The following is a 26,405-nucleotide window of genomic DNA, read 5'->3' on the forward strand; positions in this document are numbered from 1 at the left end:
CGCGGAGGACACCGCCGGTGTCGCGACCGGCGCGTACGTGAAGTTTTGTGATCCAGCACACCAGTGACAAACACGCCGGGCGGCCTGTAGCGTCTAGACGTGACTTCCTTGACGAGCGCGTATCTGACGAAGCGACGGGCAGTGGACTTCTGCCGCGTCGCCGCCGCGCTCTGTCTGTGTCCTTAGGGCGGACGGGCTCGCGAGCCCTCGCCTCCTCCGTGCGACTGGCCCATTCCGTGCACGCGACTGGGGACATCACACCATGCAGGTCGACCCCCGAGGGCAGCGCTTCGCCGCGGCCCTGACCACCCTCGTACTGGCCCTGGCCCTGGCCACCGGAGATCCCCGGATCCTCGGATTCCAGGCCCTGGTGTTCGGCGTCGCGGTGGTCGTGGGGGTTCGGCACTCGCCCTACGCGCTGGTGTTCTCCGCCCTCGTGCGCCCCAGGCTCGGTCCGCCCGAGGAGACCGAGGACGCCCGGCCGCCCCGGTTCGCCCAGGGAGTGGGACTCGCCTTCGCCGTTCTGGGACTCGTCGGATACCTGGCGGGCCCGCAGTGGCTCGGCGTCGCCGCGACCGCCCTCGCCCTCTTCGCCGCCTTCCTCAACGCCGCGTTCGGCTTCTGCGCCGGATGCGAGGCCTACCTCCTCGTCCGCCGTATGGCGGCGACGGGAACGGCCCGTTGAGAACGGCGGAACGACCCCCGACACCTGGGACCCCCGCGTCCCGGCCCACGTACCGACCGCACACGCGACACCGCACAAGAAACACTGGAGGTTCCCTATGAGCCGCTCCGACGTCCTCGTGGACGCCGACTGGGTGGAGGCTCACCTGGACGATGACAACGTGGTCCTCGTCGAGGTCGATGAGGACACGTCCGCCTACGACAAGGGACACATCCGCGGCGCCGTCAGGATCGACTGGAAGACGGACCTGCAGGACCCGGTCCGCCGCGACTTCGTCGACAAGACCGGTTTCGAGGCACTGCTGTCGGCCAAGGGCATCGGCAACGACGACCAGGTCGTGCTCTACGGCGGCAACAACAACTGGTTCGCCGCCTACGCCTACTGGTACTTCAAGCTCTACGGCCACACCAACGTCCGCCTGCTGGACGGCGGCCGCAAGAAGTGGGAGCTGGACTCCCGCGAGCTGGTCAAGGACGTCCCCGAGCGGGCGGCCACCCAGTACACGGCGCAGGAGCAGGACCACTCCATCCGCGCGTTCCGTGACGAGGTCGTCCAGGCCATCGGCGCCAAGGACCTGGTCGACGTACGCTCGCCCGACGAGTTCACCGGCAAGCTGCTCGCCCCCGCGCACCTGCCGCAGGAGACCTCGCAGCGCCCCGGCCACATCCCGACCGCGCGCAACATCCCGTGGGCCAAGACGGCCAACGAGGACGGCACGTTCAAGACGGCCGAGGAGCTGCGCGAGCTCTACACCGAGGCCGGTGTGGACCTCGACAAGGAGATCATCGCCTACTGCCGCATCGGCGAGCGCTCCTCGCACACCTGGTTCGCCCTGCACGAGATCGTGGGGCTGGGCAACGTGAAGAACTACGACGGTTCGTGGACCGAGTACGGCTCCCTCGTGGGCGTTCCGGTCGAGCTCGGAGAGGCGGAGGCCAAGTGAGCGACAGCTGCGGAGCTCCGGTCGGCGGCGTCGTGCTCGCCGACGTGGACGCGGGAAACCAGGCGGTCATCCAGGGCACGGTGACCCGTGAGGGCAAGCCGCTCAGCGGGGCCTACGCCCGGCTGCTGAACGAGTCCGACGACTTCGTCGGCGAGGTGGCCACGGGCGACGAGGGGACCTTCCGGTTCTTCGCCGCCGACGGCACCTGGAAGGTGCGGGTCCTGGCCTCCCAGGGCTTCACCGGCGAGTTCGCCGTCGAGGCCGAGGTCGGCAAGGTCGTCGACCTGCAGGTCGAGGCCTAGGAGGAACACGGGGGCGCGGCCGGCGGAAGCCGGGCGCACCCGCGAGCGCGCACGAGGCGCCGGTGGCGGACGGGCGACCATCCACCGCCGGCGCCTCGCCGCGTCCGGGCCCGCGGGCGGGTCGTCCACGGGCCGTGGGGCCGGCAGCGGCTCGGCCGTTCAGACCAGGGCCGGCAGCGGCGGCGCGCCGACCACCAGCATCGCGCCCGTGACCACGAGCAGGCCGCCGACCACCCGGCCGACCGCCCCGCCGCCCGGGAACACCTTCTCGGCCAGGATCACGGCCGCGACCAGGGCCATCCAGGTCAGGCTCATCATGCCGAGCAGCAGCAGGACGACCATCAGCGCCCAACAGCAGCCCAGGCAGTAGGCGCCGTGCGCTGCACCGACACGGCCGGCCGCCACGGGTCCGGCCCGAAGGCGCTCGGCGTGGGCGGCGACGAAGGCCAGCGGCGAGCGGCACTGGCGCAGGCACACCCGCTTCAGCGGGCTGAACTGGTAGACGCCGACCAGGACGAGCGCCGCCCCGCCCAGCGGCACACCCGTCGCCCCCGAGGGCAGGAGCGGCACGAGGAGGACGACGACGGCGTAGGCGGCCACTCCCGCCGCGGCCCAGACCAGCAGATAGCCGCCCACGAACAGGGCCGTGACCGTACGCGAGCGCCCGGTCCGCCGGACCCAGCGGTCACAGGCGAGGACCACCGGCAGGACGGACGGGAACATCATCGCCGCCATCATGACGGTCCAGGTGATGAGGAACAGGCCCAGGGCCGCGGGCGAGGGGCCGGTGCGCCCTCCGCCCGCCATTCCGTCGGCCATCCCGTTCGCCCCGGTCAGCAGACCCGCACGCATGTGCGGCTCGGCGAGCCGCCCGGTGACCACCCAGGCCAGGACCGCCAGCCCGAGCAGGACCACGACCAGGGCGGGCTCACCGGCCGACGCGACACGCGGCCGTTCGGTCCCGGTCCTGCTCACGGCTCGTCCGGACCACTCCAGTCGAACAGCATGTGCGTGCTCGACTTGCCGGACCGGTCCCATTCGAAGGCCAGCGCCCCGGCCGTGTCGGTGACGGCCACGCCCTGCGCGGCCACGGCGCCCGGACCCACCTCGCTCCCGGCGGGGTTGTGCACCTGGACGCGCTGACCTGGCAGCGATGTCGGTCCGGCCAGCGCCTCGGCCCGTGCCTCGACGCGGCCGGGCACGCGCGCGCTCCACCGGCCGAGGTCCTCGTCCACCTCGAACTCGATGGGCGCGGTCTCCACACCGCGCATCTCCCCGATGAGTTCGGCGAACCCCTGGGGCCAGCCGCCGGCCCCACCGGTGAAGATCGTCTGGATGGCCTCCCGCTGGCGCTGGTCGGCGCGCTCGTCGAAGAAGAGCCCCATCGCGGCCTTGGTGCCCTCGGCCCAGATGTTGCCGGTGAAGGCACCCAGGGCGAGGACGTTCAGCCCGTCGAGGACGACCTCGCCGTACCGGCCCTCGCGGACGTGCCAGACGAGCGTGCCCTCGCAGGAGCCGCCCGTCGGCGGTTGCGCGAAGTAGCAGGGGCACGGGATGTCGCAGCTGCAGACGTCGAACCAGTCACCCTTCAGGGACCACTGCGGAACCTCGTTCATGGCCTACCCCTTCTCCTGGTGGGGGCGGTGGGCGGGGGATCCCCTCTCCGATCTACGAGCCGGGACCGGGGTGGCACGGGGGCTCGCACCTGCGAGAACGCGCGTCCGCGAGCGGGCGCGTGGACCGCGCGCGACACCCACGCCCCCGCAGCGGAATTCCTCCCGGCGCGGACTCGGCCGGAACCGGTCACGCGCCGACCCGTGGCGGTGACGGGAGGCGGACCCGGTCGGACGGGTCGGCCGCGGCCGACCGGGGCACAGCGCGCACGAGGTGCGGCCGGGGGCGGTCGTCCACAGGCCGCGGGCGGGGTCTGGCAGGCCGCCGCGCGTCCTGCTTCACTTGAGGTCGGGCAGGTGGCAGCATCGGCCCACACTCCGGCTGCGGCCGGAGCCCCCGTTGGACCAGACTCCGCTCACCGCGCAGGCAGGGAGCGGACCCGCTTCGAGGACGCCTCCCGCCCCGCGCGGAGGGGCGCCCCGATCCCCGACGCCCCCCACGGCGGTCGGTCAGGAGGTGTTCGTACGGTGCCCACACCACGGTCAGGCGGTACACCCCGAGCCGAGGCAGGCCGGACCTACCTCGGCTGGCGCCACGCGGTCCTGCTCCCGGCGCCGGGACCGGCACCCCGCCGCCCCGCGCCCGCCGACGCCGAGTCGCTGAGCGAGGACTGGCTCAGCGGACAGCGCGACAGCGAGGCGCGCACCAACCGACCGCTGTACTTCGCCCTGGTCGGGCTGGCCGTCCTGGCCCTGCTGTGCCCCCTCCTGTGGAGCGCCCGCGTCCTCCCGGGCAGCCTGGCCCTCGGCGGCGTCCTCGCGTGCGCGGCGGTGGCGGCGCCCATCTCCTTCGCACTGGTGCAGAGCCGCCTGGTGATCGCCCAGCGGCTCGAACGCGCCAGGGAACGGCTGGCCGCCGAACGCGAGCAGCGCGACCGCGCGCTGCGCGAACAGCAGGAGGAGCACGCGCGCGCCCACAGCGCGTGGCAGGCCGCGGCCCGCGCCTACGAGGCGCAGCCCCGCTGGTACGGGGTGACGGTCCCGCCCGGTGTCGGCTCCGTCGTGGTCACCGGCGGCACGGACACCGGCTGGTCGGCCCTGCTCACCACCGTGGGGATCTCCCGCCTGCGCGAGGGGGGCGACCTCACGGTCATCGACCTCACCGGGCACGCCGTGGCACGCGAGCTCGTCCACCTCGCCCGCAGGTGCGCGGTCGCGCCGCGGCGCTGGGTGCTCCCCGCCGACCTGCCCAGGATGACCCTGGGCACCAACCTCGACGCCGGGCAGCGTGCCCGCGTCCTGTCCGCGGTCGCCGCCGCGGCCGGGGCGGGCGATGGCGCCGACGCCGACGAGACCCTGCTCCTGCGGCTGATGGAGGTGCTCGGGCCGCACGCCGGGATCGGTGAACTCATCGGCGGCCTGCGCGCGCTCATCACACCCGAGGACGACACCGCCCGGGACGACGCCGCGCTGGCGCTGCTCACCGCGAAACAGCGCACCCGCGTCCGGGAGCGCTGTGCCGACGACCCGGACGTCCGGGAGCGCGCCTGGGAACTGGAGCGGCGCCTGAGCCCGTTCGAGTCGGTCGGCACCCGCGCCGACGACGGCGACTACGCGCAGGTGAAGATCATCTGCACCGACCGCGCGTCCGGGGCGTCCGCGGCCCGGGCGTACGGCACCTACGCCGTGGCCTCGCTCAGCGAGCTCCTGGAGGTCGGCGCCCCTCGTGAGAGCTCCGCCGGCGGGACGCGCCCGGGCCGGGTGCGCACCGTCGTGGTGTGCGGGGCCGAGGCCCTGCCCGACGACGAGGTGGACCAGGTCCTGTCGGCGGCGACCGGCGGCGGCGTGGAGGTCGTGCTGATGTTCCGCTCGGCCACGCCCGCCGCCCTGGCCCGCCTGGACGACCCCGCCTGCCTGTCGGTGGTGATGCGCGAACCCGGGGCGGCCGCCGACGCCGTCGCGCGCGCCGCGGCCGCCGCCGGAGGGAGTGGTCGCCGGGCCGGGGACCCGGCCGCCGGGACGGACCTGCACCGCCTGAGCGAGGTGATCGGTGAGGCCGTGCGGGGCATGGTCACCGAGGCCGGGACGGACCCCGACGCCGACCCGATGGCCGACATGGAGTCCGACGACCGCTTCTTCCCGTCGCCGCACACCGAGTCGGGCGCGGTGATCCGCAACGCGGCCGCCGCGGTCGCCCCCCTCGACCTGGTCAGACATGTGAGATCGGCCACCGCGTGGGGCAGGGCCACCGCCCAGGCGGCCGACCTCGACACGCCCGTGGCGGTCGTGGAGGGCGAGGACGCGGCCGTACGCCCTCTGGACCTCGGCGCGGAGGCCCTGCGCGAACTCCCCGACACCGTCGCCGTCGTTCTCACCGGCGATGGCCCTGTTCTCGCCGACACCAACCCAGGTATCCTCACCCTGTCCACAGCAACACTGGCCACGGTGGACGACTCCCGTCACACGAGTGACGGTTCCGCCGCCCGCGCACGCGGGGGCGGTTCCGACGCCGAGCAGTCCGCCGAAGGCGGCCGGCCGCGGATCGCCGCACCCGGCGCCCCGGCGGCCGCGGTCGACGGTCGCCGGCCGGCCCCGGTCGGTACCGACGTCCGGGAACGGCGGGTGCCGCCCAATCTGGGTCCGCCGCCCGAGCGGTTGGACTGGCGGGTGTGACCACCGGTGGACACTAGGCTGTGCCCGAGACATCACCTGCCGTGCGGACGCGCACAGGCGCGGGTGATCAAGCGACGTGGAGAGTAGATTGAGCGACCTTCCCCTGCGTGCCCAACTCGCATCGGTCCTGGGCAGGAGTGCGGCCGGCCTGTCCCGCGCGACCGGGCGGGGGGACGGCTCCGTCATCGGCGGGCGGGTCGCGCTCAAGGTCGAGCCGGATCTGCTGACCAAGCTCGCCAAGGGCCGCCGCCTGGCGCTCATCAGCGCCACCAACGGCAAGACCACCACGACCCGGCTCATCGCCCAGGCCCTGCGCGAGTTCGGCGACGTGGCCACCAACGAGCACGGCGCCAACATGCCCACCGGGCACATCACCGCGCTCTCGCAGAACACCTCCGCCGTCAACGGCGTGCTGGAGGTCGACGAGAAGTACCTGCCGCAGGTCCTGGTCGCCACCCAGCCCGCGTTCGTGGTGCTGATGAACCTCAGCCGCGACCAGATGGACCGCGCCTCGGAGATCAACCTGCTCGCCAAGAAGTGGCGGACGGCGCTCGGCAAGACCAACACCCACGTGATCGCCAACGCCGACGACCCCCTCGTGGCGTGGGCGGGACTCGGCGCCGCCAACGCCACCTGGGTCTCGGCCGGCCAGCGCTGGAAGGAGGACTCCTGGTGCTGCCCCGAGTGCGGCGGCCACCTCAAGCGGGACACCGACCCGTACTGGGAGTGCCCCGAGTGCGGCCTGTCCCGCCCGGAGACCACGTGGGCGGTGGACAACGAGTCCGACACCCTCATCGCGCCGGACGGCCAGCGCCTCAAGCTCCGACTGAACCTGCCCGGTGACGCCAACCGCGCCAACGCGGCGATCGCCGCCGCGACGGCCGCCGGGTACGGCATCCACCCGGAGCGGACCGTGGAGCGCCTGCGCGAGATCACCTCGGTCGCGGGCCGCTACACCTCGCTGGTCACCATGGGGGTCGAGGTGCGGCTGCTGCTGTCCAAGAACCCCGCGGGCTGGCTGGAGTCCTTCGCGGTCCTGGACCCGCCCCGGGTGCCGGTCATCCTCGCGGTCAACGCCCAGATCCCCGACGGCAAGGACACCTCCTGGCTGTGGGACGTGGACTACACCGTCCTGCGCGGCCGACGCGTGTTCGTCATGGGCGAGCGCCGCACCGACCTGGCCCTGCGCCTGGAGACCGACGGTGTGGCCTTCGAGGTCGCCGACCGCGTGGACGAGGTGCTCGGCCGGCTCAAGGCCGAGCGTCCCGACACGACCAAGGTCGACGTCATCGCCAACTACACAGCCTTCCAGCAGATCCGCACGGCCTACGGCCGCGTGCAGTAGGGGAGACCAACTCATGACGGACACCAGCAGCGCCCTGCGGATCGTGTGGATCTACCCCGACCTGCTGAGCACCTACGGGGACCAGGGCAACGTCCTCATCCTCAAGCGCCGCGCCGAACTGCGCGGCATCCCCACCGAGGTCCTGCAGGTCACCTCCAGCAGCCCGGTCCCCGAGCACGGCGACATCTACCTGCTCGGCGGCGGCGAGGACCGGCCGCAGATCCTGGCGGCCGAGCGGCTGCGCAAGGACGGCGGGCTCGCCCGCGCCGTCGCCCGCGGCGCCTGCGTCTTCGCGGTCTGTGCGGGCTACCAGATCATCGGCGAGTCCTACGGTGACGACGAGTCCAACCCGCTGCCCGGCATCGGGATCCTGGACATCCGCAGCGGTCGCGGCCAGACCCGCGCGGTCGGCGAGATCGTCGCGGACGTGGACCCCTCCCTGGGCGTCGGCCGCATCACCGGTTTCGAGAACCACCAGGGCCGGACCGCCATCGGCCCGTCGGCGCGCCCGCTGTCGACGACCGTGCGCGGTATCGGCAACGACGACCGCACCGAGGGCGCCTACCAGGGCCAGGTGCTCGGCACCTACCTGCACGGCCCGGCACTGCCCCGCAACCCGGAGCTGGCGGACCTCCTGCTGCGCTGGCGCGTGGGCGCGCTGCCCGCCGTGGCCCCCTCCTGGGGCGAGCGCCTGCACGAGGAGCGCCTGGCCGCCGCCCTGCGCTGACCCGACACGGGACCCCGACGGAGCCCGGCACGCCCCTGGGGCATGCCGGGCTCCGCCGTGTCGCCGGCCGCCACGGGCGTCGGCCACGGCCCGTCACACGCACCCCATCGGCCCCCACCGGGACGGTGTGAGCGCACAGTGGTCGGCCGATGTGTGCGCACGGATACGTTCTCCCTACGTTCCACCCGGCAGCACGACGAGGAGAACACGAATGGATCTGGGACTCTCCGGCAAGACGGCGGTGGTCACGGCCGCATCGGGCGGCATCGGGGGCGCCGTGGTACGGACCCTCATCGAGGAGGGCGTCCGTGTCCTGGGGGCCGACCTGGCCGTCTCGGCCGAGCTCAAGGACAGCGGTGCCCTGACGGTCGAGGGCGACCTGACCACCGCCGAAGGCCTGGACGCCCTCAAGGCCGCGGTGGACGCGGAGTTCGACGGTGTCGACCTGCTGGTCAACGGCGTCGGGGGCCTCTCCGACCACCCCCTGGGCAAGCTCGACGACATCGACGACGAGGTCTGGCGCAAGGCCTTCGAGCTCAACTTCTTCGCCCCCCTGCGGACCACCCGCGTGCTCCAGGACCGGCTCCGCGAGGCCGTGGTCAACGTGTCCACGAGCGTGGCCCGCTGGCCCAACACCGGCCCCTTCTTCTACAGCACTCCCAAGTCCGCCCTGACGACCCTGAGCAAGGGGCTCGCCGACGAGCTGGGCGCGCGGGGGGTGCGCGTCAACACGGTGTCCCCCGGCCTCATCAGGACGCCCCTGTGGGACGAGTACGGGCCCCGCCTGCGGGACAGCTACGGCATGGACATGGACATCGACGAGTTCCTCAACGGCATGCCGCTGCTGGCGGGAGTCACCGCCGGGCGCTGGGGCACCCCCCAGGAGGTGGCCAACCTCATCGTCTTCCTCGGTTCGCCGGCGGCCGGGTTCATCACCGGCCAGGACTGCCTGATCGACGGCGGAGCCGAGAAGGTCGTCTGAGGGACCGCACGAGCGACGGGGGCCGCCGCGGCGGCCCCCGTCATCCTTGCCCCGGTCAGGGGGCCAGGGCCTGTTCGTCGGACTCGCGCAGGACGAGGGCCACGTTGCGCAGCGCCTGCTCCAGCCGGTCGATCTGCTCGTCCCCGATCCCGATCGAGGGAGCCAAACGCAGGGTGTTCACCGCGCTGGCCGTGGGCAGTGCCCGGATGTCGTGCTCACGCAACAGGTAGCCGGACAGGACGTAGCCGAGGACGTCCGCCTCGGCGAAGAAGCGGAACAGCTCGGAGGGCGAGTCCGAGGTGGAACGGAACTCCAGGCCCAGCATCAGCCCCCGGCCCCGGACCTGCGCGACCACGTCGGGGAAGTCCTCCCGCACACGCTCCAGGGCGAGCCGGAGGCGTTCGCCGCGCTCCCGCGCACGGGAGTAGGCCGCGCCCCCGTCCGCTTCCAGCAGTTCCAGGACCCGGACGGCGACAGGTGTGGAGAACCCGTCCTTGGCGAACGTCGAACTGTGCACGAGCTCGAACTCGGCGCGGTAGTGCTGCTCGCGGACGAGCATGACCGAACTCTTGGCGATTCCGCCTCCCAGGCTCTTGGCCAGGGCGTAGTAGTCGCCGCGCAGCCCGATGCGCGCACTGGCGAGGAAGCTGCCGGTGCGCCCCATCCCGCTCTGGACCTCGTCCACGATGATCGGGCACTCGATCTCCGCGCACACCGTCTGGATCCGTTCGGCGAACTCGCGGCCGACCTCGTGGATGCCGCCCTCACCCTGGATCGGTTCCACCAGGAAGGCGCCGAAGACCGGTGCGGGGCGTTCGACCACACCGACGCGTCCGTCCTCGACCACGAGGTCCCAGACCACGGCCCGCTCCTCCTCGACCGCCTTGACCAGGGCCTCACCCTCGTTCATCGGGACGAACCGGGCGCGTGCCGCCATGGCGGCGAAGGGCGTGCGGAAACCGGGGTTGTGGGTGAGTTGGACGCTTCCGGCGAGTTTGCCGTGGAAGGAGCCCTCCAGGGCGAAGTAGACGGGAGGCCGGGACAGGACCTCGTCGTTGTGCCGCTCCAGACGCGCCACCAGGTGTTCGAGCACCTGGTCCGCCGCCTGGGCGGTGTCGGCCCCCGCGCGCTCGTACACGTCCGGACCGGGTTCGGCGCGACCCGCGGCGACGGCGGCACGGGCCGAGGCGACGTTCCCGTCGATCCCGGTCGCGAGCGCCGCGAGCCGCTGGGACCGGACGAACTCCGCGTGCTTGGTCGCGGCCTCGACGGCTTCGGCCCCGGTGCTGGAGAAGAAGGCGAAGTAGGGCTCCTCCGTACCCGTCTCCCGCCTGATGATGTCGTTGATCAGGTGCGCGGCCCGATTGGCCGCCGGATGGCGGGAGAACTGCGTGTAGACCGGCACCTGCCGCTCCAGCAGGTCCCGGGCCAGAGCGGTGATCTCGGGGTGGTTGTGGCCCAGGATGAGCGCTCCGTAGCCGCCGGCGAAGTCGGTCACCGGGATCTCCCGCCCCTCCTCGTCCAGGCGGTACAGGGTGTCGCCGTGTGCCCTGACGTACTCGACGTTCACGCCCACAGTGGCCAGGGTCCCCAGCAGATGGGGTTCGGCCAGCTCTCTGTCCGTCGGTTCCGGGTTCATCGTCTCCTCCTGTGGGGAAGCGGACCGTCCGGTCCGGATCGGTGACCGACCGGTGACGGATGGCCGCCCCCGGGGTGCCCCCGATCATCCCCCGCGCGCGACCACGGATCGGTAATTCCCGCGGTAATTGGAATGAGCGCTCAGTTATTTGCGCGTGGATATTCGGTGGGGAAGATGGAGTAATTTCTCGAAAAGGTTCTGCGAAAAAAACTGGTCGGAGTCGCTGTCTCCGCGGGGAGTGGATCGCTATGGATAGTCGTGGTGCGGAACACGCGGTCGTGGTCGGAGCGGGCATGGCCGGGCTGCTGGCCGCCGCGGTCGCCTCGCGGCACCACGGGCGCGTGACGGTCGTGGAGCGCGACGTACTCGCCGGCCGCGGTGACAGGCGCGGGGTACCGCAGGGCGGCCAGGCCCACGACATGCTCGCCCGGGGCCACCAGATCATCGAGGAACTCCTCCCGGGTCTCACCGCGCGACTGGAGGCCGAGGGCGCCCCCCGCGGGGACGCCGGACAGAACGCCCGCTGGATCATCAGCGGCGGTCCGCTGCCCCGGGTCCACGCGGGGCTGGACGTGCTCCCGGCCACCCGGGCGCTGCGTGAGTCCCTCGTCCGCGAGCGGGTCGCGGCGCTACCGGGGGTGACGGTGCTCGACGGGACCGCCGTGCTCCGGCCGACCACCGGCGGCGACGGAACGGTCGTCACCGGAGTGGTCTGCGAGGGCGCGGAGGGCCCGTTCACACTCGACGCCGATCTCGTGATCGACACCGCCGGCCGGGGCTCCCGTACGGCCGCCTGGCTCCAGGAACTCGGCTACCCCAGACCCGAGGAGGAGCGTCGCAGGATCGACGTCAACTACGTCACCTGCCACTACCGCACACCCGAGGAGGCGTTCCGCGGTGACGTCTCCATCAACACCATGGCGACTCCGGAGACACCCCGCGGCGCCAGCTGCCAGCGGGTCGAGGACGGCCGCACGGTCCTCACCGTCTACGGGATCCTGGGCGAGCGCCCCCCGGCCGACCACGACGGCCTGCTGGCGTTCACCAAGTCACTGCCCACCGGTGACGTCCACGAGGTCATCGAGGTGTCCACGCCCGTCTCGGAGCCGGTGCGGTACCGGTTCCCCGCCAACCTCCGCCGACGCTACGAACGGCTGGAGGACTTTCCGGCCGGACTCCTCGTCCTGGGCGACTCGCTGTGCAGCACGAATCCCCGCTACGGGCAGGGCATGACGGTCGCGGCCCAGTCGGCGCTGGTCCTGGACGAGCACCTGGGGCGCGACCCGCGCCCGGATCCGCTCGCCTTCCTCCGGGACCTGACCGCCAGGGTGGTCGACGGGGTGTGGGAGACGACGATCGTCACCGACCTCAGTTACCCGGGAGTGGAGGGGGAGAGGACCGAGGAGGTCCTCTGGATGCACCACTTCTTCCTCAGGGTGCTCGCGGCCGCCGAGCAGGACCCCGAGGTGGCCCTCGCCGTGATCCGCGCCTGCACCCTGGTGGACACCTTCGAGTCCCTGGCCGAACCAGGTGTCATGGCCGCCGTCGAGCGTCACGGCGGACCACTCTGACCGACCGGAGCGGGCGCCCTGGGCGTTCGGCACGGGTGCGCGACCGCCCGCTCCGACGAACGACGGATATGTCATTTCGGGCGTCTCCCGAGGCGATTTCTTTTTCGGGCATGAGGGGATTGTTGTGTCGGTTGAATCTGGTGGTCTGCGGGGCCAGGACGGTCTTTTCACCGAGAGGGACGGATGGGACGAGGCGATCGCGGTCGTCGGTCTCTCCTGCCGGCTGCCCAAGGCTCCGGACCCCGCGAGCTTCTGGGCGATGCTGCGCAGCGGCGGACACGGGCTCGACGAGCCTCCCGCGGACCGCCGCGCGACCGCCGCGGGTGTCGCCCGGACGGGTTCCTCCCAGGCCGGCTACCTCGACGGTGTCGGTGACTTCGACGCCGCGTTCTTCGGGATCTCCCCGCGCGAGGCCGTGGCCATGGACCCCCAGCAGCGGATCGTGCTGGAACTGGCCTGGGAGGCGCTGGAGGACGCGGGCATCGTTCCCGACACGATCCGGGACACCTCCACGGGCGTGTTCGTCGGCTCCCTGCGGGACGACTACGCGGCCCTGGTCGGCCGGTACGGCGACGAGGCCATCACCCAGAACACCATGACCGGGGTCAGCCGGGGGCTGATCGCCAACCGCGTCTCCTACCACCTCGGCCTCACCGGCCCGAGCCTCACCGTGGACGCGGCCCAGGCGTCCTCCCTGGTGGCGGTGCACATGGCCTGCGCGAGTCTGCGCACGGGAGAGTCCTCCCTGGCGCTGGCGGCCGGCATCAACGTCAACATCCTCCCGGAGAGCGAGCTGGTGGAGGAGCGCTTCGGCGCCCTCTCCCCCGATGGCCGGTGCTACACCTTCGACGCCCGCGCCAACGGGTTCGTGCGGGGCGAGGGCGGCGGTGTCGTCCTGCTCCAGCCCCTGGACCAGGCCCTCGCCCAGGGTCGGCGCGTCTACGGCGTGATCCGCGGCAGTGCGGTCAACAACGACGGGGCCACCGCCGCCGGGCTGACCGTCCCCGGTGAGCGCACCCAGTCCGAGGTCCTCCGGCGCGCGTACGAGCGGGCCGACGTGGTCCCGGAGTCCGTCCAGTACGTCGAACTGCACGGCACCGGTACCCCGACCGGGGACCCGGTCGAGGCCGCCGCGCTCGGCGAAACGATCGGACGGCACCGCAGCCCCACCGAGCCCCTGTACGTCGGCTCGGTCAAGACCAACATCGGCCACCTGGAGGGCGCCGCGGGCATCGCGGGACTGATCAAGGTCCTGCTGAGCCTCCACCACCGCGAGCTGCCGCCCAGCCTCAACTTCGAGACCGCCAACCCCAGGATTCCGCTGGACGAACTCAACCTCTCCGTCCGGACGGAGGCGGGCGCCTGGCCCTACGCCGACCGCCCCCTGCTCGCCGGCGTGTCCTCCTTCGGCATGGGCGGGACCAACTGCCACGTGGTGGTGGAGGAGGCGCCCGAGTGCCGTCCCTCCACGGAACCGAACGACCAGGACCCCTCTGCTGTGGCGTGGGTGGTGTCGGCTCGTTCTGAGGGTGGTTTGCGTGGTCAGGCGGGTCGGTTGGCGGGGTTTGTGCGGGGGGGTGGGGGTGTTTCTGTTTCTGATGTGGGTTTTTCGTTGGTGTCTTCGCGTGCGGTGATGCCGGTGCGGGGTGTGGTGGTGGGTTCTGGTCGGGGTGAGTTGTTGGAGGGGTTGGAGGGTGTGGTGTCCGGGGGTGGGGGTCCGGGTGTGGTGTGGGGTTCGCAGGGTGTGTCGGGTGTTCCTGGTGTGGTTTTTGTTTTTCCGGGTCAGGGGCATCAGTGGGTGGGGATGGCGGTGGAGTTGTGGGATTCTTCGCCGGTTTTCGCTGCTCGGATGGCGGAGTGTGGTCGTGCGTTGTCGGGGTGGGTGGATTGGGATTTGGAGGATGTGGTTCGGGGGGTGGGGGGTGCGCCGGGTTTGGATCGGGTGGATGTGGTGCAGCCGGTGTTGTTTTCGGTGATGGTGTCGTTGGCTGCGTTGTGGCGTTCGTGTGGTGTGGTGCCGTCTGCGGTGGTGGGGCATTCGCAGGGGGAGATTGCGGCGGCGTGTGTGGCGGGGGCGTTGTCGTTGGAGGATGCGGCGCGTGTGGTGGCGGTGCGTTCTCGGGTGTTGCGGGGGTTGTCGGGGCGTGGGGGGATGGTGGTGGTGGGTGCGTCTCGGGGTGAGGTTGAGGGGTTTTTGGAGGGGTGGTCTGGTCGTTTGTGGGTGGGGGTGGTGAATGGGCCTGGTTCGGTGGTGGTGTCGGGTGAGTTGGGGGCGTTGGAGGAGTTTGTTGGGTGGTGTGAGGGGGGTGGTGTGAGGTGTTGGCGGTTGGATGTGGATTATGCGTCGCATTCGCCGTTGGTGGATGAGGTGTCGGGTGAGTTGTTGGGTTTGTTGGAGGGGGTTGTTCCTTCGGCGTCGGAGGTTCCTTTTGTTTCGGGTTTGGTGGGTGGTGTTGTTGAGGGTGAGGAGTTGGGTGCTGGTTATTGGGTGAGGGGTTTGCGGGAGCCGGTGTTGTTCGAGGATGCGGTGCGGTGTGTGTTGGGGGGTGGTTCTTCGGTTTTTGTGGAGGTGTCTGGTCATCCGATGTTGGGGGTGGGGGTGGAGCAGACGGGTGGTGTGTGTGGTGTTGATGTGGGGTTTGTGGGGTCGTTGCGTCGTGGTGAGGGGGGTTGGGGTCGGTTTTTGTTGTCGTTGGGTGAGGTGTTTGTTCGTGGTGTGGGGGTGGATTGGGCTCGGGTGTTCGTGGGTGGGTCTCGGGTGGATTTGCCGACGTATGCGTTCGAGCGTCGGCGGTTCTGGTTGGGGGAACGCCACCGACAGGCCATCACCTCGGACGGCACGGGCGACGGTCTGCTGAACCGGCTGGCCCGCGCCGACGACCAGGAGCGCAGGCGCGAACTGGAGCACCTGGTGCGCACCCACGTCGCGGACGTCCTGGAGCGGCCCTCGTTCGGCGCCGGCGAGATGAACCGGCCCTTCAAGGAGCTCGGATTCGACTCGACCGCCTCCGTCGAGGTGCGCAACCAGCTCAGCCGCGCCACCGGACTCGGCCTGCCCGCGACCCTCCTGTACACCCGCCCCACCGCTGAGGCACTGGTCGAGCACCTGGAACAGGAACTGGCGGGGATCCGGCCCGAGGAGCGAGCGCGACCGCTCGCCGGCACCACCGGCACCGCCGACACCGCTGACGGCGACGAGACCGCCGCCGACGACGACCCGATCGTGATCATCGGCATGGCCTGCCGCTATCCGGGAGCGGATTCGCCCGAGGCACTCTGGCGCCTGCTGCGGGAGGGCGTGGACGCGACATCGGAGTTCCCCGGGGACCGGGGCTGGGGGGCCGACCTGTACGACCCGGACCCCGACGGGGACGGCACCAGCTACGTGCGCAGGGGCGGCTTCCTCCGCGACGCGGGCGACTTCGACGCCGCCTTCTTCGGGATCTCACCGCGCGAGGCGCTGGCCATGGACCCCCAGCAGCGGCTGCTGCTCGAAACCGCCTGGGAGTCGGTCGAACACGCGCGCCTGTCGCCCTCCTCACTGGCCGGTACCCGCACCGGCGTCTTCGTCGGTGTCACCGCGTCCGACTACGGACCCCGCATGCACGAGGCCGCGGGCGGAACCGGCGGATACGTGCTCACCGGCGGCACCGCCAGCGTCGCCTCCGGCCGGATCGCCTACCAGCTGGGCCTGGTGGGCCCCGCCGTGACCCTCGACACGGCCTGCTCCTCCTCCCTGGTGGCCCTGCACAGCGCGGTGCGCTCCCTGCGCTCGGACGAGTGCTCCATGGCCCTGGCGGGCGGGGTGAGCGTGATGCCCAACCCGGGGATGTTCGTCGAGTTCTCCCGACAGCGCGGACTGGCGCCGGACGGGCGGTGCAAGCCCTTCGCCGCCGGGGCGGACGGCACGGCGTGGGCGGAGGGCGTCGGTCTCGTCCTGCTGGAGCGCCTCAGCGCGGCCCGCCGCAACGGCCACCGCGTGCTCGCGGTGGTCCGCGGCAGCGCGGTCAACCAGGACGGCACCTCCAACGGGCTCACAGCGCCCAACGGGCTCGCCCAACAGGAGGTGATCCGCCAGACCCTGGCCGACGCGCGGCTGTCCCCCGCGGACGTGGACGCGCTGGAGGCGCACGGAACCGGCACCACGCTCGGCGACCCGATCGAGGCGGACGCGGTCCTGGCCACCTACGGACGGGACCGCCGGGACGGGCACCCGCTGCTGCTCGGCTCGCTCAAGTCCAACCTCGGCCACGCCCAGGCCGCCGCGGGCATCGGCGGAGTCATCAAGATGGTGCAGGCCGTGCGCCACGGACACCTCCCCAGGACCCTGCACATCGACGCGCCCACCCCCCACGTCGACTGGGAGTCCGGAGAGGTCGAACTCCTCGCGGACGGAAGGGACTGGCCCGAGACCGGCCGGCCCCGCCGGGCGGCCGTCTCGTCGTTCGGTATCAGTGGCACCAACGCGCACGCCGTCATCGAGGAGTACACGGGCGCGGACCCCGCCCCGGCCGAACAGGGAGTCGCCCTGAGGGACTCGGCGCCCTGGGTGCTGTCGGCGCGGGACGACGACGGACTGCGCGCCTGGGCGCACCGGCTGGCGGAGACCACGGGGGAAACCGACCCGGATGGCGTCGCCGCCGCCCTGGTGGTCTCCCGGGCCACCCTGCCCAGGCGGGCCCTGGTGACCGCCGCGGAGCCTGAACAGAGGCGCGCCGCACTGCTCGCACTGGCCGAAGGGGAGGACCACCCCGGCCTGCGGACGGGCGGGCCAGGGGCGGCCTCGGTCGTCCTGCACTTCCCGGGCCTCGACGCGACGGAACCCGGCACGTGGTCCGACGCGGCGGACGCCGTACCCGCCTTCGCCCGAGCGCTGGAGGAGACCGCGGCCCAGGTCGCACGGGTGTCGGACCGATCCGCCGCCCGGAACGCCCCGGCCGCCGCCCCCGTGGCCCTGCTCACCGCGCAGATCGCCCTCTTCCGCCTCCTGGAGTCGAGCGGGCTCGTGCCGGACGCGGTCCTCGCCTCGGACGAGGGGGAACCGGCCGCGCTGCACGCCGCGGGCCTGCTCACCCTCGCGGACGCGGTGCGCCTCGCCGAGCTCCCCGCCGAGGACGGCACCGGACGTGCCTCCGCCGCTTCCGGCGCCCGCGACCCACGGATCCCGTGCGTCTCGTTGCGGACGGGTGGCGCGGTGTCGGCCGCGGACGCGGGGACGGCCGGCTTCTGGACCGGGGAGCACCGGGCCGACGCCGGCTCCGTGGACGCCCTGGCCAAGATCCTCGCCGACCGGGACACGGCCCTCCTCGTCGGCATCGGGTCCCGGACCGACGACACCGGTATCGTGCGCGCCGCCGCCCCGGGCGACGTCTCCGAGATCGCCCTGGCCCCGGACGGCAGGGCGTCCGCGGACACCCTGCTCGCCGGACTCGCGGCCTGCCACGTGTCCGGGGCGGACGTGGACCTGGCCCCGTTCCTGCCCGCCGCCGTTCCGGCCGACCTGCCGACCCACCCCTTCCAGCGCCGGCGCTACTGGCTCACGTCCGCCCCGGCCGCCGAGGGGGGTGACGCCAGATCCCTCGGGCTCGAAACGGTCGGCAACCCGCTGCTGGCGGCCGGGGTCGAGATGGCCGACAGGGACGCATGGGTCTTCACCGGGACCGTCTCGGCCGACACCCACCCCTGGCTGACCGGGCACGCGGTCGACGGCACGGTTCTGCTGCCCGCGACCGCGTTCCTGTCGCTGGTGTTCACCGCCGCCCACCGCGTGGGATGCGACGTCCTGGAGGAACTGTTCCTGGAGGCCCCGCTGCGCCTGGACCCCGGGGCCGAGGTCACCGTCCAGCTCACCGTGGGCGCCGAGCGCGACGGCCGCAGGGACCTGACCGTCCACTCCCGGGCCGTGGGCGAGGACGAGGGCGAGGGGTCCGAGCCCTGGACCCGCAACGCCACGGGCTCCCTGGCCCGGGACGGCCGGGCCCCGGTCGAGCCGGACGTCCAGTGGCCGCCGAGCGAGGCCGTTCCCGTCCCGCTGGAGGGCGCCTACGACCGGCTCGCCGAGGCGGGCTACCAGTACGGGGAGTCGTTCCGCGGCGTGACCGCGCTGTGGCGCGCGGGCGAGGACCTGTGCGCCGAGGTCGCCCTCCCCGAGGACCACACGGGCGCCGCGCACGCGTTCGACCTGCACCCGGCCCTCCTCGACGCGGCCCTGCACCCCCTGTTGTTCTCCGCCGACCTCTCCGACGGCCGACTGCTCCTCCCCTTCGAGATCCGGGGCGCGGCCCTGTACGCGGCCGGGGCCGGCGCCCTGCGCGTCCGGATCGGCCCGGTGGGCGAGGACGGGCACCGAGTGACGCTGACCGACCCCGCCGGCCGACCGGTGGCCGAGATCGAGTCGCTCTCCCTGCGCTCGGTGTCCAAGGAGCGGCTCGCCGACGCCGACGGCGTGCCCGGCTCCCTGCTCGGGATCGAGTGGCCCGCCGTCGCGGCTCCCGAGCCGGCGGTCGGGCGCACCGAGTGGTGGGACGGCCGCGACCCCGACACGGTCGGCGGGTCCGAGACGGTCCTCGTCCGATTGCCGGCGGACGACGCCGACGTGCCCACCGCCGCCCACGACGCCGTCGTCGAGGTTCTCGCCCTGCTCCGCCGCTGGTCGGCGGACGACCGGTTCGCCCGCTCCCGGCTCGCTCTGGTCACCAGCGGCGCCGTCGCCGTCCTCGACGGAGAGGGTGTGGCGGACCTGGCCCGCTCGGCGGTGTGGGGAGCCGTCCGCGTGGCACAGAACGAGCACCCCGACAGGTTCGTGCTGATCGACACGGACGGCCGAGGGGACACGGAGTCGCTGGTCCTGGCGGCGGCCGCCACCGGCGAACCGCAGGTCGCGGTGCGCGGCGGTGCGCTCCACGTGCCCAGGCTGGTCAGGTCCGGTGCCGCCGCGGTGCGGCCGCGGCGTCCGCTGGACCCGGAGGGGACCGTCCTCATCACGGGCGGGACCAGCGGGCTCGGCGGTCTGGTCGCGCGACACCTGGTGGAGGAGCACGGCGTCCGACACCTGGTGCTGTGCAGCCGCCGAGGGGACCGGACCCCGGGCGTCGGCGACCTCGTGGCCCGACTGGCCGCATCGGGCGCCCGGGCGACCGTCGCCGCCGTGGACGCCTCCGACCGCGCGGCCCTGGCCCGGCTGGTGGATTCCGTCCCGTCCGACCATCCGCTCACCGCGGTCGTGCACGCCGCCGCGGTCCTGGACGACGGGGCGGTGGAGTCCCTCGGCCCGGAGCGGACGCTCCCCGTCCTCCGGCCCAAGGTCGACGCGGCGTGGAACCTGCACGAGTCGACACGGGACCTGGACCTGTCCGCGTTCGTCCTCTTCTCCTCGGTCTCCGGCATCACGGGCACCCCCGGACAGGCCAACTACGCGGCGGGCAACACGTTCCTGGACGCGCTGGCCGCGCGCCGGCAGGCCGAGGGGCTGTCCGCGACCTCCCTGGCCTGGGGACTGTGGGACGCCACACTGGGCTTGGCCGGAACCCTGGACCAGACCGACCTGGACCGGTGGCGGTCGCGCACGGGCATCGTTCCGATGACGCCGCGGCAGGGGCTGGACCTGTTCGACGCGTCCCTGCACGATCCGCGGCCCCTGCACGTTCCCGTCGCCCTCCACGGTTCCGGGCCGCGGGCGGACGGGCACGACGTCCCCGCGGTGCTGCGCGAACTGGTGCGCGCTCGGCCCCGGGACGTGGCCAGGGTGAGCGCGGAACGGGCCGAGGCCCCCTCCTGGGGCCGCCGGCTGGCCGCCCTCGACGACGCGGGCCGGACGGAGGCCGCGCTGGACCTGGTCCGGTCGTACACCGCACAGGCCCTGGGCCACGCCGACCACACGGAGGTGGATCCGGACCGGGCGTTCCAGGAGTTGGGTTTCGATTCGTTGAGCGCGGTGGAGCTGCGCAACCGGATCAACGGTGAGACCGGTCTGCGGCTGCCGGCCACCGTGGTCTTCGACCACCCCTCCGTCCGTGCGCTGGCCGCCCACGTCGTGGAGCGCACCGCCGCCGCCGAGGCGGCGGCCCCGGTCGAACCCCTGCTGGAGGACCTCGACCGGTTCCGGGACCGGCTCGACGCCCTCGAAGCGGTGTCCGACCCCGACGTCCGGCAGAGGATCACCGAACGGCTCCATCGGCTCCTGGGCGCCGTCGGTGCCGGAACCGGTACCGCGGAGCCCCGCGGCACCGACGACAGCGATCTCGACGACGCGAGCGACGGCGAGCTGTTCGCGTTCATCGACGGCATCGACTGACGGGTGCCCCGGACCCGTCGACCCCGACTCTGACAAAGGTGGAAGCACGTGGCTGATGAGAAGGAACTGCGCGAGTACCTGCGGAAGGCTGTGGCGGATGCGCGGGAGGCGCGTCGGCGGTTGAGTGAGGTGGAGGGTTCGGCTCGGGAGCCGATCGCTGTGGTGGGGATGGCGTGTCGGTTCCCTGGTGGTGTCGAGGGGCCGGATGGTCTGTGGCGGTTGGTGGAGGGTGAGCGGGAGGCGGTGGGGCCGTTTCCGGAGAACCGGGGTTGGGATCTGGAGGGGTTGTTCGATCCTGATCCTGATGCGTTGGGGAAGTCGTATGTGGATCGGGGCGGGTTCCTGTATGACGCGGATCGGTTCGATCCGGAGTTCTTCGGGATGTCGCCGCGTGAGGCGTTGGCGGCTGATCCGCAGCAGCGGTTGTTGTTGGAGACGGTGTGGGAGGCGTTGGAGGACGCGGGTATTCCGGCTCCGTCGTTGCGGGGGTCGCGAACCGGCGTCTACGCCGGTCAGATGTACCACGAGTACGGAATCCGGCACGGACTGTCCACGGAGGGGATCGAGGGTTTCCTCTACAGCAACAGCATGGGCAGTGTGGCCTCGGGCCGGGTGGCGTACACGTTCGGGTTCGAGGGTCCGGCGGTGGCGGTGGACACGGCGTGTTCGTCGTCGTTGGTGACGTTGCACATGGCGGTGAACGCGCTGCGCCAGGGCGAGTGCGATCTGGCGCTGGCCGGCGGTGTGACCATCATGCCGACTCCGTTGTCGTTCGTGGAGTTCTGTCGTCAGCGTGCGCTGTCGGTGGACGGGCGGTGCCGTCCGTTCTCGGCCGGCGCGGACGGCACCGCCTGGTCCGAGGGTGTGGGCCTTCTGGTCGTGGAGCGTCTGTCGGACGCGCGTCGTCTGGGGCACCGGGTGCTGGCGCTGGTCCGGGGCACCGCGGTGAACCAGGACGGTGCTTCCAACGGGTTGAAGGCGCCGAACGGACCCGCTCAGGAGCGGGTGATCCGCGAGGCGTTGGAGAACGCGGGGTTGTCGGCGGCGGATGTGGATGTGGTGGAGGCGCACGGGACCGGGACCCGGTTGGGTGACCCGATCGAGGCGCAGGCGCTGTTGGCGACCTACGGGCAGGACCGCCCCGAGGATCGCCCGCTCTACCTCGGTTCCCTGAAGTCGAACATCGGCCACACACAGGTCACGGCGGGCGCCGGAGGCGTGATCAAGATGGTGCAGGCGATGCGCCATGAGCTGATGCCGCGGAGCCTGCACGCGGAGGAGCCCTCCCCGTTCGTGGAGTGGGACTCCGGGCGGGTCGAGTTGCTGGACCGGGCCCGTCCCTGGCTGCGCGGGGAGCGCCCCCGACGCGCGGGTGTGTCCTCCTTCGGCATCGGCGGCACCAACGCCCACGTGATCGTGGAGGAGGCCCCCGTGGAGGAGGAGGCCGTCCGGCCGGAGGACGCCGTCGACCTCCCCGCCGTGCCGTGGGTGCTCTCGGCACGGTCACCGCAGGCCCTGCGGGGACAGGCCCAGAAGCTGCGGGAACACATGGTCGACCACCCCGGACTCGCCTCCTCGGACGTGGGTGTGTCGTTGGCTGTGCATCGGGCGGGGTTGGAGTTTCGGGCCGCGGTGTGGGGTGGTGACCGTGGTGAGTTGTTGGCGGGGTTGGAGGCGTTGGGTCAGGGCCGTGAGGTGCCCCATGTGGTGGTGGGTGGTCGTTCGCGGGTGCGGCGTTCGGCGTTTCTGTTCACGGGTCAGGGTTCGCAGCGGTTGGGGATGGGCCGTGAGTTGTACGGGTCGGTTCCGGTGTTCGCGCGGGCGTTGGACGAGGTGTGTGCGCGGATGGACGGGTTGTTGGATCGTCCGTTGAGGGAGGTGTTGTTCGCCGAGGAGGGGTCCGAGGCGGCGGGGTTGTTGGATCAGACGGTGTTCACCCAGTGCGCGTTGTTCGCGGTGGAGGTGGCGCTGTTCCGGTTGGTGGAGTCGTGGGGTGTGCGGCCTGATTTCCTGCTGGGTCATTCGGTGGGTGAGGTGGTGGCGGCGCATGTGTCGGGTGTGTTGGATCTGCCGAACGCGGTGGCGTTGGTGGTGGCGCGTGGGCGGTTGATGCAGGCGGCTCGTGGTGGTGGGGCGATGGTGGCTCTGCAGGCGGGTGAGGCCGAGGTGGTGGCGTCGTTGGAGGGGCGCGGGGCTTCGGTGTCGGTGGCGGGTGTGAACGGTCCGGAGTCGGTGGTGGTCTCGGGTGATGCGGATGCGGTGGGGGAGGTGGGGGAGCTGTGGCGTGGTCGTGGGCGTCGTGTGAAGCGGTTGGTGGTGAGTCATGCGTTCCATTCGGCGCATATGGACGGTGTGTTGTCGGAGTTCCGCACCATCGTCGCCGGACTGGAATTCGGCACCGCGAGCATTCCGGTGGTCTCCAACGTCACGGGGGTCGCGGCCACGGAGGCCCAACTGCGTTCCGCGGACTACTGGGCCGAGCATGTGCGCGGTGCGGTGCGGTTCATGGACGGGGTGCGGTTTCTGGAGTCGCAGGGGGTCACCGACTTCGTGGAGCTGGGTCCGGACGGTGTGCTGTCGGCGCTGGTGCCGGGGTGCCTGGTCGGGGATGGCGCGGGGTCGTTGGTGCCGTTGCTGCGGCGGGGGCGTTCGGAGGCGGCCTCGGTCGCCGGGGCGCTGGGTGAGTTCTTCGTCCGTGGCGTGGAGGTGGACTGGGCTCGGGTGTTCGCGGGCGGCTCCCGGGTCGACCTGCCCTCCTACGCGTTCCAGCGGTCCTCGTTCTGGCTGGTGCCCGAGGGGACGGGCGGGGACGCTTCGGCCCTCGGCCTGAGTGCGACGGGCCATCCGCTGTTGGGTGCGGGGGTGGAGGTCGCCGGCGGTGGTGAGGTGTTGTTCACCGGCCGGTTGTCGCTGCGCACGCACCCATGGCTCGCGGACCACGCCATCTGGGGATCGGTGCTCGTCCCGGGCACCGGCCTGCTGGACATGGTGTTGACGGCGGGCCGGGAGGTGGACTGCCCCCACGTCGAGGAGCTCACCATGGCCGCGCCGTTGGTGCTGCCCGAGCGGGGCGGTGTGCTGGTGCAGGTGCGCGTGGGCGAGGCCGACGACCGGGGTTCCCGCACGGTGACGGTGCACTCGCGGGCCGACAGCGGAGCCGACGACGTTCCCTGGGAGGTGAACGCCACCGGGACGGTCACCGACACCGGCCCCGAATCGGAGGCGATCGGCTCACTCGGCGCGTGGCCACCCGAGGGCGCCGCGGAGATCGATCTCGCCGGAGCCTACGACCGCCTCGCGGAGCGCGGATACGCCTACGGCACGGCCTTCCAGGGTCTGCACCGGGTATGGCAGGCCGCCGACGGAGCCGTGCTGGCGGAGGTGCGGCTCTCGGAGGAGACCGGAGTGACCGCCGGGAAGTACGTCGTGAACCCGGCCCTCCTGGACGCGGCGCTGCACCCGATGCTCCCGGGCGTGGTCACCGAGGGGGACGACGACACCCGACTGCCGTTCTCCTGGTCCGGGATCCGGGTGTACTCACCCGGGGCCTCCTCCCTCCGCGTCCGCCTGGAGACGCGCAAGACCGGTGGGGACTCCCCGGAGGTGTCCCTGACGGCGACCGACTCGACCGGTTCCCCCGTGTTCGAGGTGGGTTCGCTGGCGTTGCGGACCGTGAGCAAGGAGGCCCTGTCCACACGCGCGGGTGCCCTGCGGGACGCGCTCTTCCGGGTGGACTGGACGTCCCTCGCCGTCGAGCCGGGCACCGGAGAGGACGGGACGTGGGCCCTGGCCGGTCCGGTCCCCGGCGCCCTCCCGTCGGCTCTGGCGGAACGGATCCCCTCCTATCCGGACCTGGCGTCCCTCCAGGAGGCGATGGGCGAGGACGCGCCACCGTCCACGGTCCTGCTGCCGGTGCCCGCCCGCCCCGCGGAGGGAGCGGACCTGCCCCGGGCGGTGCGCGCCACCCTGGCCGACCTCCACGCCGGACTCACCGCGTGGCTGGCGGACGACCGTTTCACCGAGACCCGCCTCGTGGTCCTGACCGAGGGCGCGGTCGCGATCGAGGACGGAGGGCCGGCGGATCTCGCGGGCGCGGGCGCCTGGGGGCTGGTGCGCTCCGCGCAGAGCGAGAACCCGGACCGCATCGTCCTGGTCGATGTGGACCCGGAGGGCGCTGACGCCGAACTGGTCGCGTCGGTGCTGGCCACCGAGGAGCCGCAGGTCGCGATCCGCGGCGACAGGGCGCTCGTCCCGCGACTGGCACGGACCACCGGAGAGGACGAGAACGCCCTCCCCACCGGGTCTGGTTTTGGTGGGGGGACGGTGGTGGTGACGGGTGCGACGGGTGTGCTGGGTGGTGTGGTGGCTCGGCATGTGGTGGCGGAGCACGGTGTGCGGCATGTGTTGTTGTTGAGTCGGCGTGGGTGGGATGCGCCGGGTGCTGGTGAGTTGTGTGCGCAGTTGTCGGCTCTGGGGGCGGAGCCGGAGTTGGTGGCGTGTGATGTGGCTGATCGTGGTGCGTTGGCCGCGGTGTTGGGGGCGGTGCCGGGTGATCGTCCGGTGTCGGCGGTGGTGCATACGGCTGGTGTGGTCGATGACGGGACGTTGTCGGCGTTGTCGTGGGAGCAGTTCGAGCGTGTGTTGGCGCCGAAGGTGGATGCGGCGTGGAATCTGCATGAGTTGACGCGGGGTCTGGATCTGTCGGCGTTCGTTCTGTATTCGTCGTTGGCGGGTGTGTTGGGGAACGCGGGGCAGGCGAACTATGCGGCGGGTAATGCGTTCCTGGACGCGTTGGCGGTGCGTCGTCGGGCGGAGGGGTTGCCCGCGACCTCCCTGGCCTGGGGGCTGTGGGAGGAGAGCAGCGCCATCACCGGTGACCTGAGCGAGGTCGACCGGAGCCGGCTGTCACGGAGCGGGCTCCTCCCGCTCGCCACGGACGACGCGTTGGCCCTGTTCGACACGGCCCTCGGCACGGAACACGCCGTGCTGGCGGTCACCCGCCTCGACACGGGCGCGCTGCGCAACCGGAAGACGGATCCGCCGCTGCTCCTGCGCGGACTGGTCCGCCGACCCGTCCGCCAGGACTCGGCCGGGAACGGGCCGACGCTCTCCCAGCGCCTGGCCGGGCTCGCCCCGCAGGACAGGGAACGCGCGCTCACCGACCTGGTGCAGGCCTACGTGGCCGGGGTGCTCGGCTTCGCCGACCACACGGAGGTGGATCCAGACCGGGCGTTCCAGGAGTTGGGTTTCGATTCGTTGAGCGCGGTGGAGCTGCGCAACCGGATCAACGGTGAGACCGGTCTGCGGCTGCCGGCCACCGTCGTCTTCGACCACCCCTCCGTCCGGGCACTCGCCGCGTATCTGCTCGACCGGATCGTGGTGGACGAGGCGGCGGCTCCGGCCGACCCGTTCCTCGACGACCTCGGGCGGCTCAAGGACCGGATCGACGCGCTGGACGCGGACGGCATCGACACCGATGTCCGCCGCCGGATCACCGAGCAGCTCAACCACATGCTCTCCGCGCTCCGGGACGACACGGCCGACGAGGACATCGAGTCCGCCAGCGACGAGGAACTGTTCGCGTTCATCGACGGCACCGAGTAGTCCGGACCGACCTCACACGCTTGTCTGT

The 26,405-nt window shown here is 72.2% G+C and carries 14 protein-coding genes; 11 read left to right on the top strand and 3 right to left on the bottom strand.

From position 1 onward, the window contains the following. Positions 1-99 precede the first annotated feature (99 nt). The 4 genes from HNR10_RS32185 to HNR10_RS18170 all read left to right on the top strand — a co-directional run bounded on the left by HNR10_RS32185 (position 100) and on the right by HNR10_RS18170 (position 1,930). Entirely contained in the window at positions 100-186 is an 87-nt protein-coding gene (locus HNR10_RS32185) for a putative leader peptide (protein ID WP_352983320.1), read from the top strand. Between the two features lie 76 nt (positions 187-262). After that, a complete protein-coding gene (locus tag HNR10_RS18160) occupies positions 263-685 on the top strand; it encodes a DUF4395 domain-containing protein (protein ID WP_179825121.1) in 423 nt (140 codons plus the stop codon). A gap of 97 nt (positions 686-782) precedes the next feature. Continuing rightward, the gene (locus tag HNR10_RS18165) at positions 783-1,628 is read left to right on the top strand and encodes a sulfurtransferase (protein WP_179825123.1); all 846 of its coding nucleotides are present in this window, start codon (positions 783-785) and stop codon (positions 1,626-1,628) included. Then, the gene (locus tag HNR10_RS18170) at positions 1,625-1,930 is read left to right on the top strand and encodes a DUF1416 domain-containing protein (protein WP_121181173.1); all 306 of its coding nucleotides are present in this window, start codon (positions 1,625-1,627) and stop codon (positions 1,928-1,930) included. The genes HNR10_RS18165 and HNR10_RS18170 overlap by 4 nt, the downstream gene beginning before the upstream one ends. Before the next feature lie 159 nt (positions 1,931-2,089). On the opposite strand, the gene HNR10_RS18175 is transcribed toward HNR10_RS18170, so the two are convergent. Then, the gene (locus tag HNR10_RS18175) at positions 2,090-2,905 is read right to left on the bottom strand and encodes a DUF2182 domain-containing protein (RefSeq protein ID WP_218897836.1); all 816 of its coding nucleotides are present in this window, start codon (positions 2,903-2,905) and stop codon (positions 2,090-2,092) included. Beyond that, positions 2,902-3,546 carry a DUF1326 domain-containing protein gene (locus HNR10_RS18180; protein ID WP_179825124.1) on the bottom strand — a complete coding sequence of 215 codons (645 nt, stop codon included), beginning with the start codon at positions 3,544-3,546 and terminating at the stop codon, positions 2,902-2,904. The genes HNR10_RS18175 and HNR10_RS18180 overlap by 4 nt, the downstream gene beginning before the upstream one ends. Before the next feature lie 525 nt (positions 3,547-4,071). On the opposite strand from HNR10_RS18180, the gene HNR10_RS18185 reads away from it, so the two are divergent. From HNR10_RS18185 to HNR10_RS18200, 4 genes are all read left to right on the top strand, one after another. Further along, a complete protein-coding gene (locus tag HNR10_RS18185; protein ID WP_179825126.1) occupies positions 4,072-6,216 on the top strand; it encodes a hypothetical protein in 2,145 nt (714 codons plus the stop codon). An 88-nt stretch (positions 6,217-6,304) separates the two neighbouring features. Further along, the gene (locus tag HNR10_RS18190) at positions 6,305-7,561 is read left to right on the top strand and encodes a Mur ligase family protein (RefSeq protein WP_179825128.1); all 1,257 of its coding nucleotides are present in this window, start codon (positions 6,305-6,307) and stop codon (positions 7,559-7,561) included. A 13-nt stretch (positions 7,562-7,574) separates the two neighbouring features. Then, entirely contained in the window at positions 7,575-8,288 is a 714-nt protein-coding gene (locus HNR10_RS18195) for a type 1 glutamine amidotransferase (RefSeq protein ID WP_179825130.1), read from the top strand. A gap of 211 nt (positions 8,289-8,499) precedes the next feature. Continuing rightward, positions 8,500-9,270 (top strand): SDR family NAD(P)-dependent oxidoreductase, encoded by a 771-nt coding sequence (locus HNR10_RS18200; protein WP_179825132.1) that lies wholly within the window; start codon positions 8,500-8,502, stop codon positions 9,268-9,270. Between the two features lie 55 nt (positions 9,271-9,325). Here the strand turns inward: HNR10_RS18200 and HNR10_RS18205 are convergent, their stop codons facing one another. Beyond that, positions 9,326-10,909: an aspartate aminotransferase family protein gene (locus tag HNR10_RS18205; protein WP_179825134.1), complete on the bottom strand. Its 1,584-nt coding sequence runs from the start codon at positions 10,907-10,909 to the stop codon at positions 9,326-9,328. A gap of 248 nt (positions 10,910-11,157) precedes the next feature. On the opposite strand from HNR10_RS18205, the gene HNR10_RS18210 reads away from it, so the two are divergent. From HNR10_RS18210 to HNR10_RS18220, 3 genes are all read left to right on the top strand, one after another. Further along, a complete protein-coding gene (locus HNR10_RS18210; protein WP_179825136.1) occupies positions 11,158-12,480 on the top strand; it encodes an FAD-dependent oxidoreductase in 1,323 nt (440 codons plus the stop codon). A 124-nt stretch (positions 12,481-12,604) separates the two neighbouring features. Beyond that, on the top strand, positions 12,605-20,773 hold the full coding sequence (locus HNR10_RS18215; protein ID WP_218897837.1) for a type I polyketide synthase: 8,169 nt from the start codon (positions 12,605-12,607) through the stop codon (positions 20,771-20,773). 48 nt (positions 20,774-20,821) lie between these two features. Continuing rightward, positions 20,822-26,377 carry a type I polyketide synthase gene (locus HNR10_RS18220; RefSeq protein ID WP_179825138.1) on the top strand — a complete coding sequence of 1,852 codons (5,556 nt, stop codon included), beginning with the start codon at positions 20,822-20,824 and terminating at the stop codon, positions 26,375-26,377. The last annotated feature ends 28 nt before the right edge of the window (positions 26,378-26,405 follow it).

Source organism: Nocardiopsis aegyptia (assembly GCF_013410755.1).
GTDB lineage: Bacteria > Actinomycetota > Actinomycetes > Streptosporangiales > Streptosporangiaceae > Nocardiopsis > Nocardiopsis aegyptia.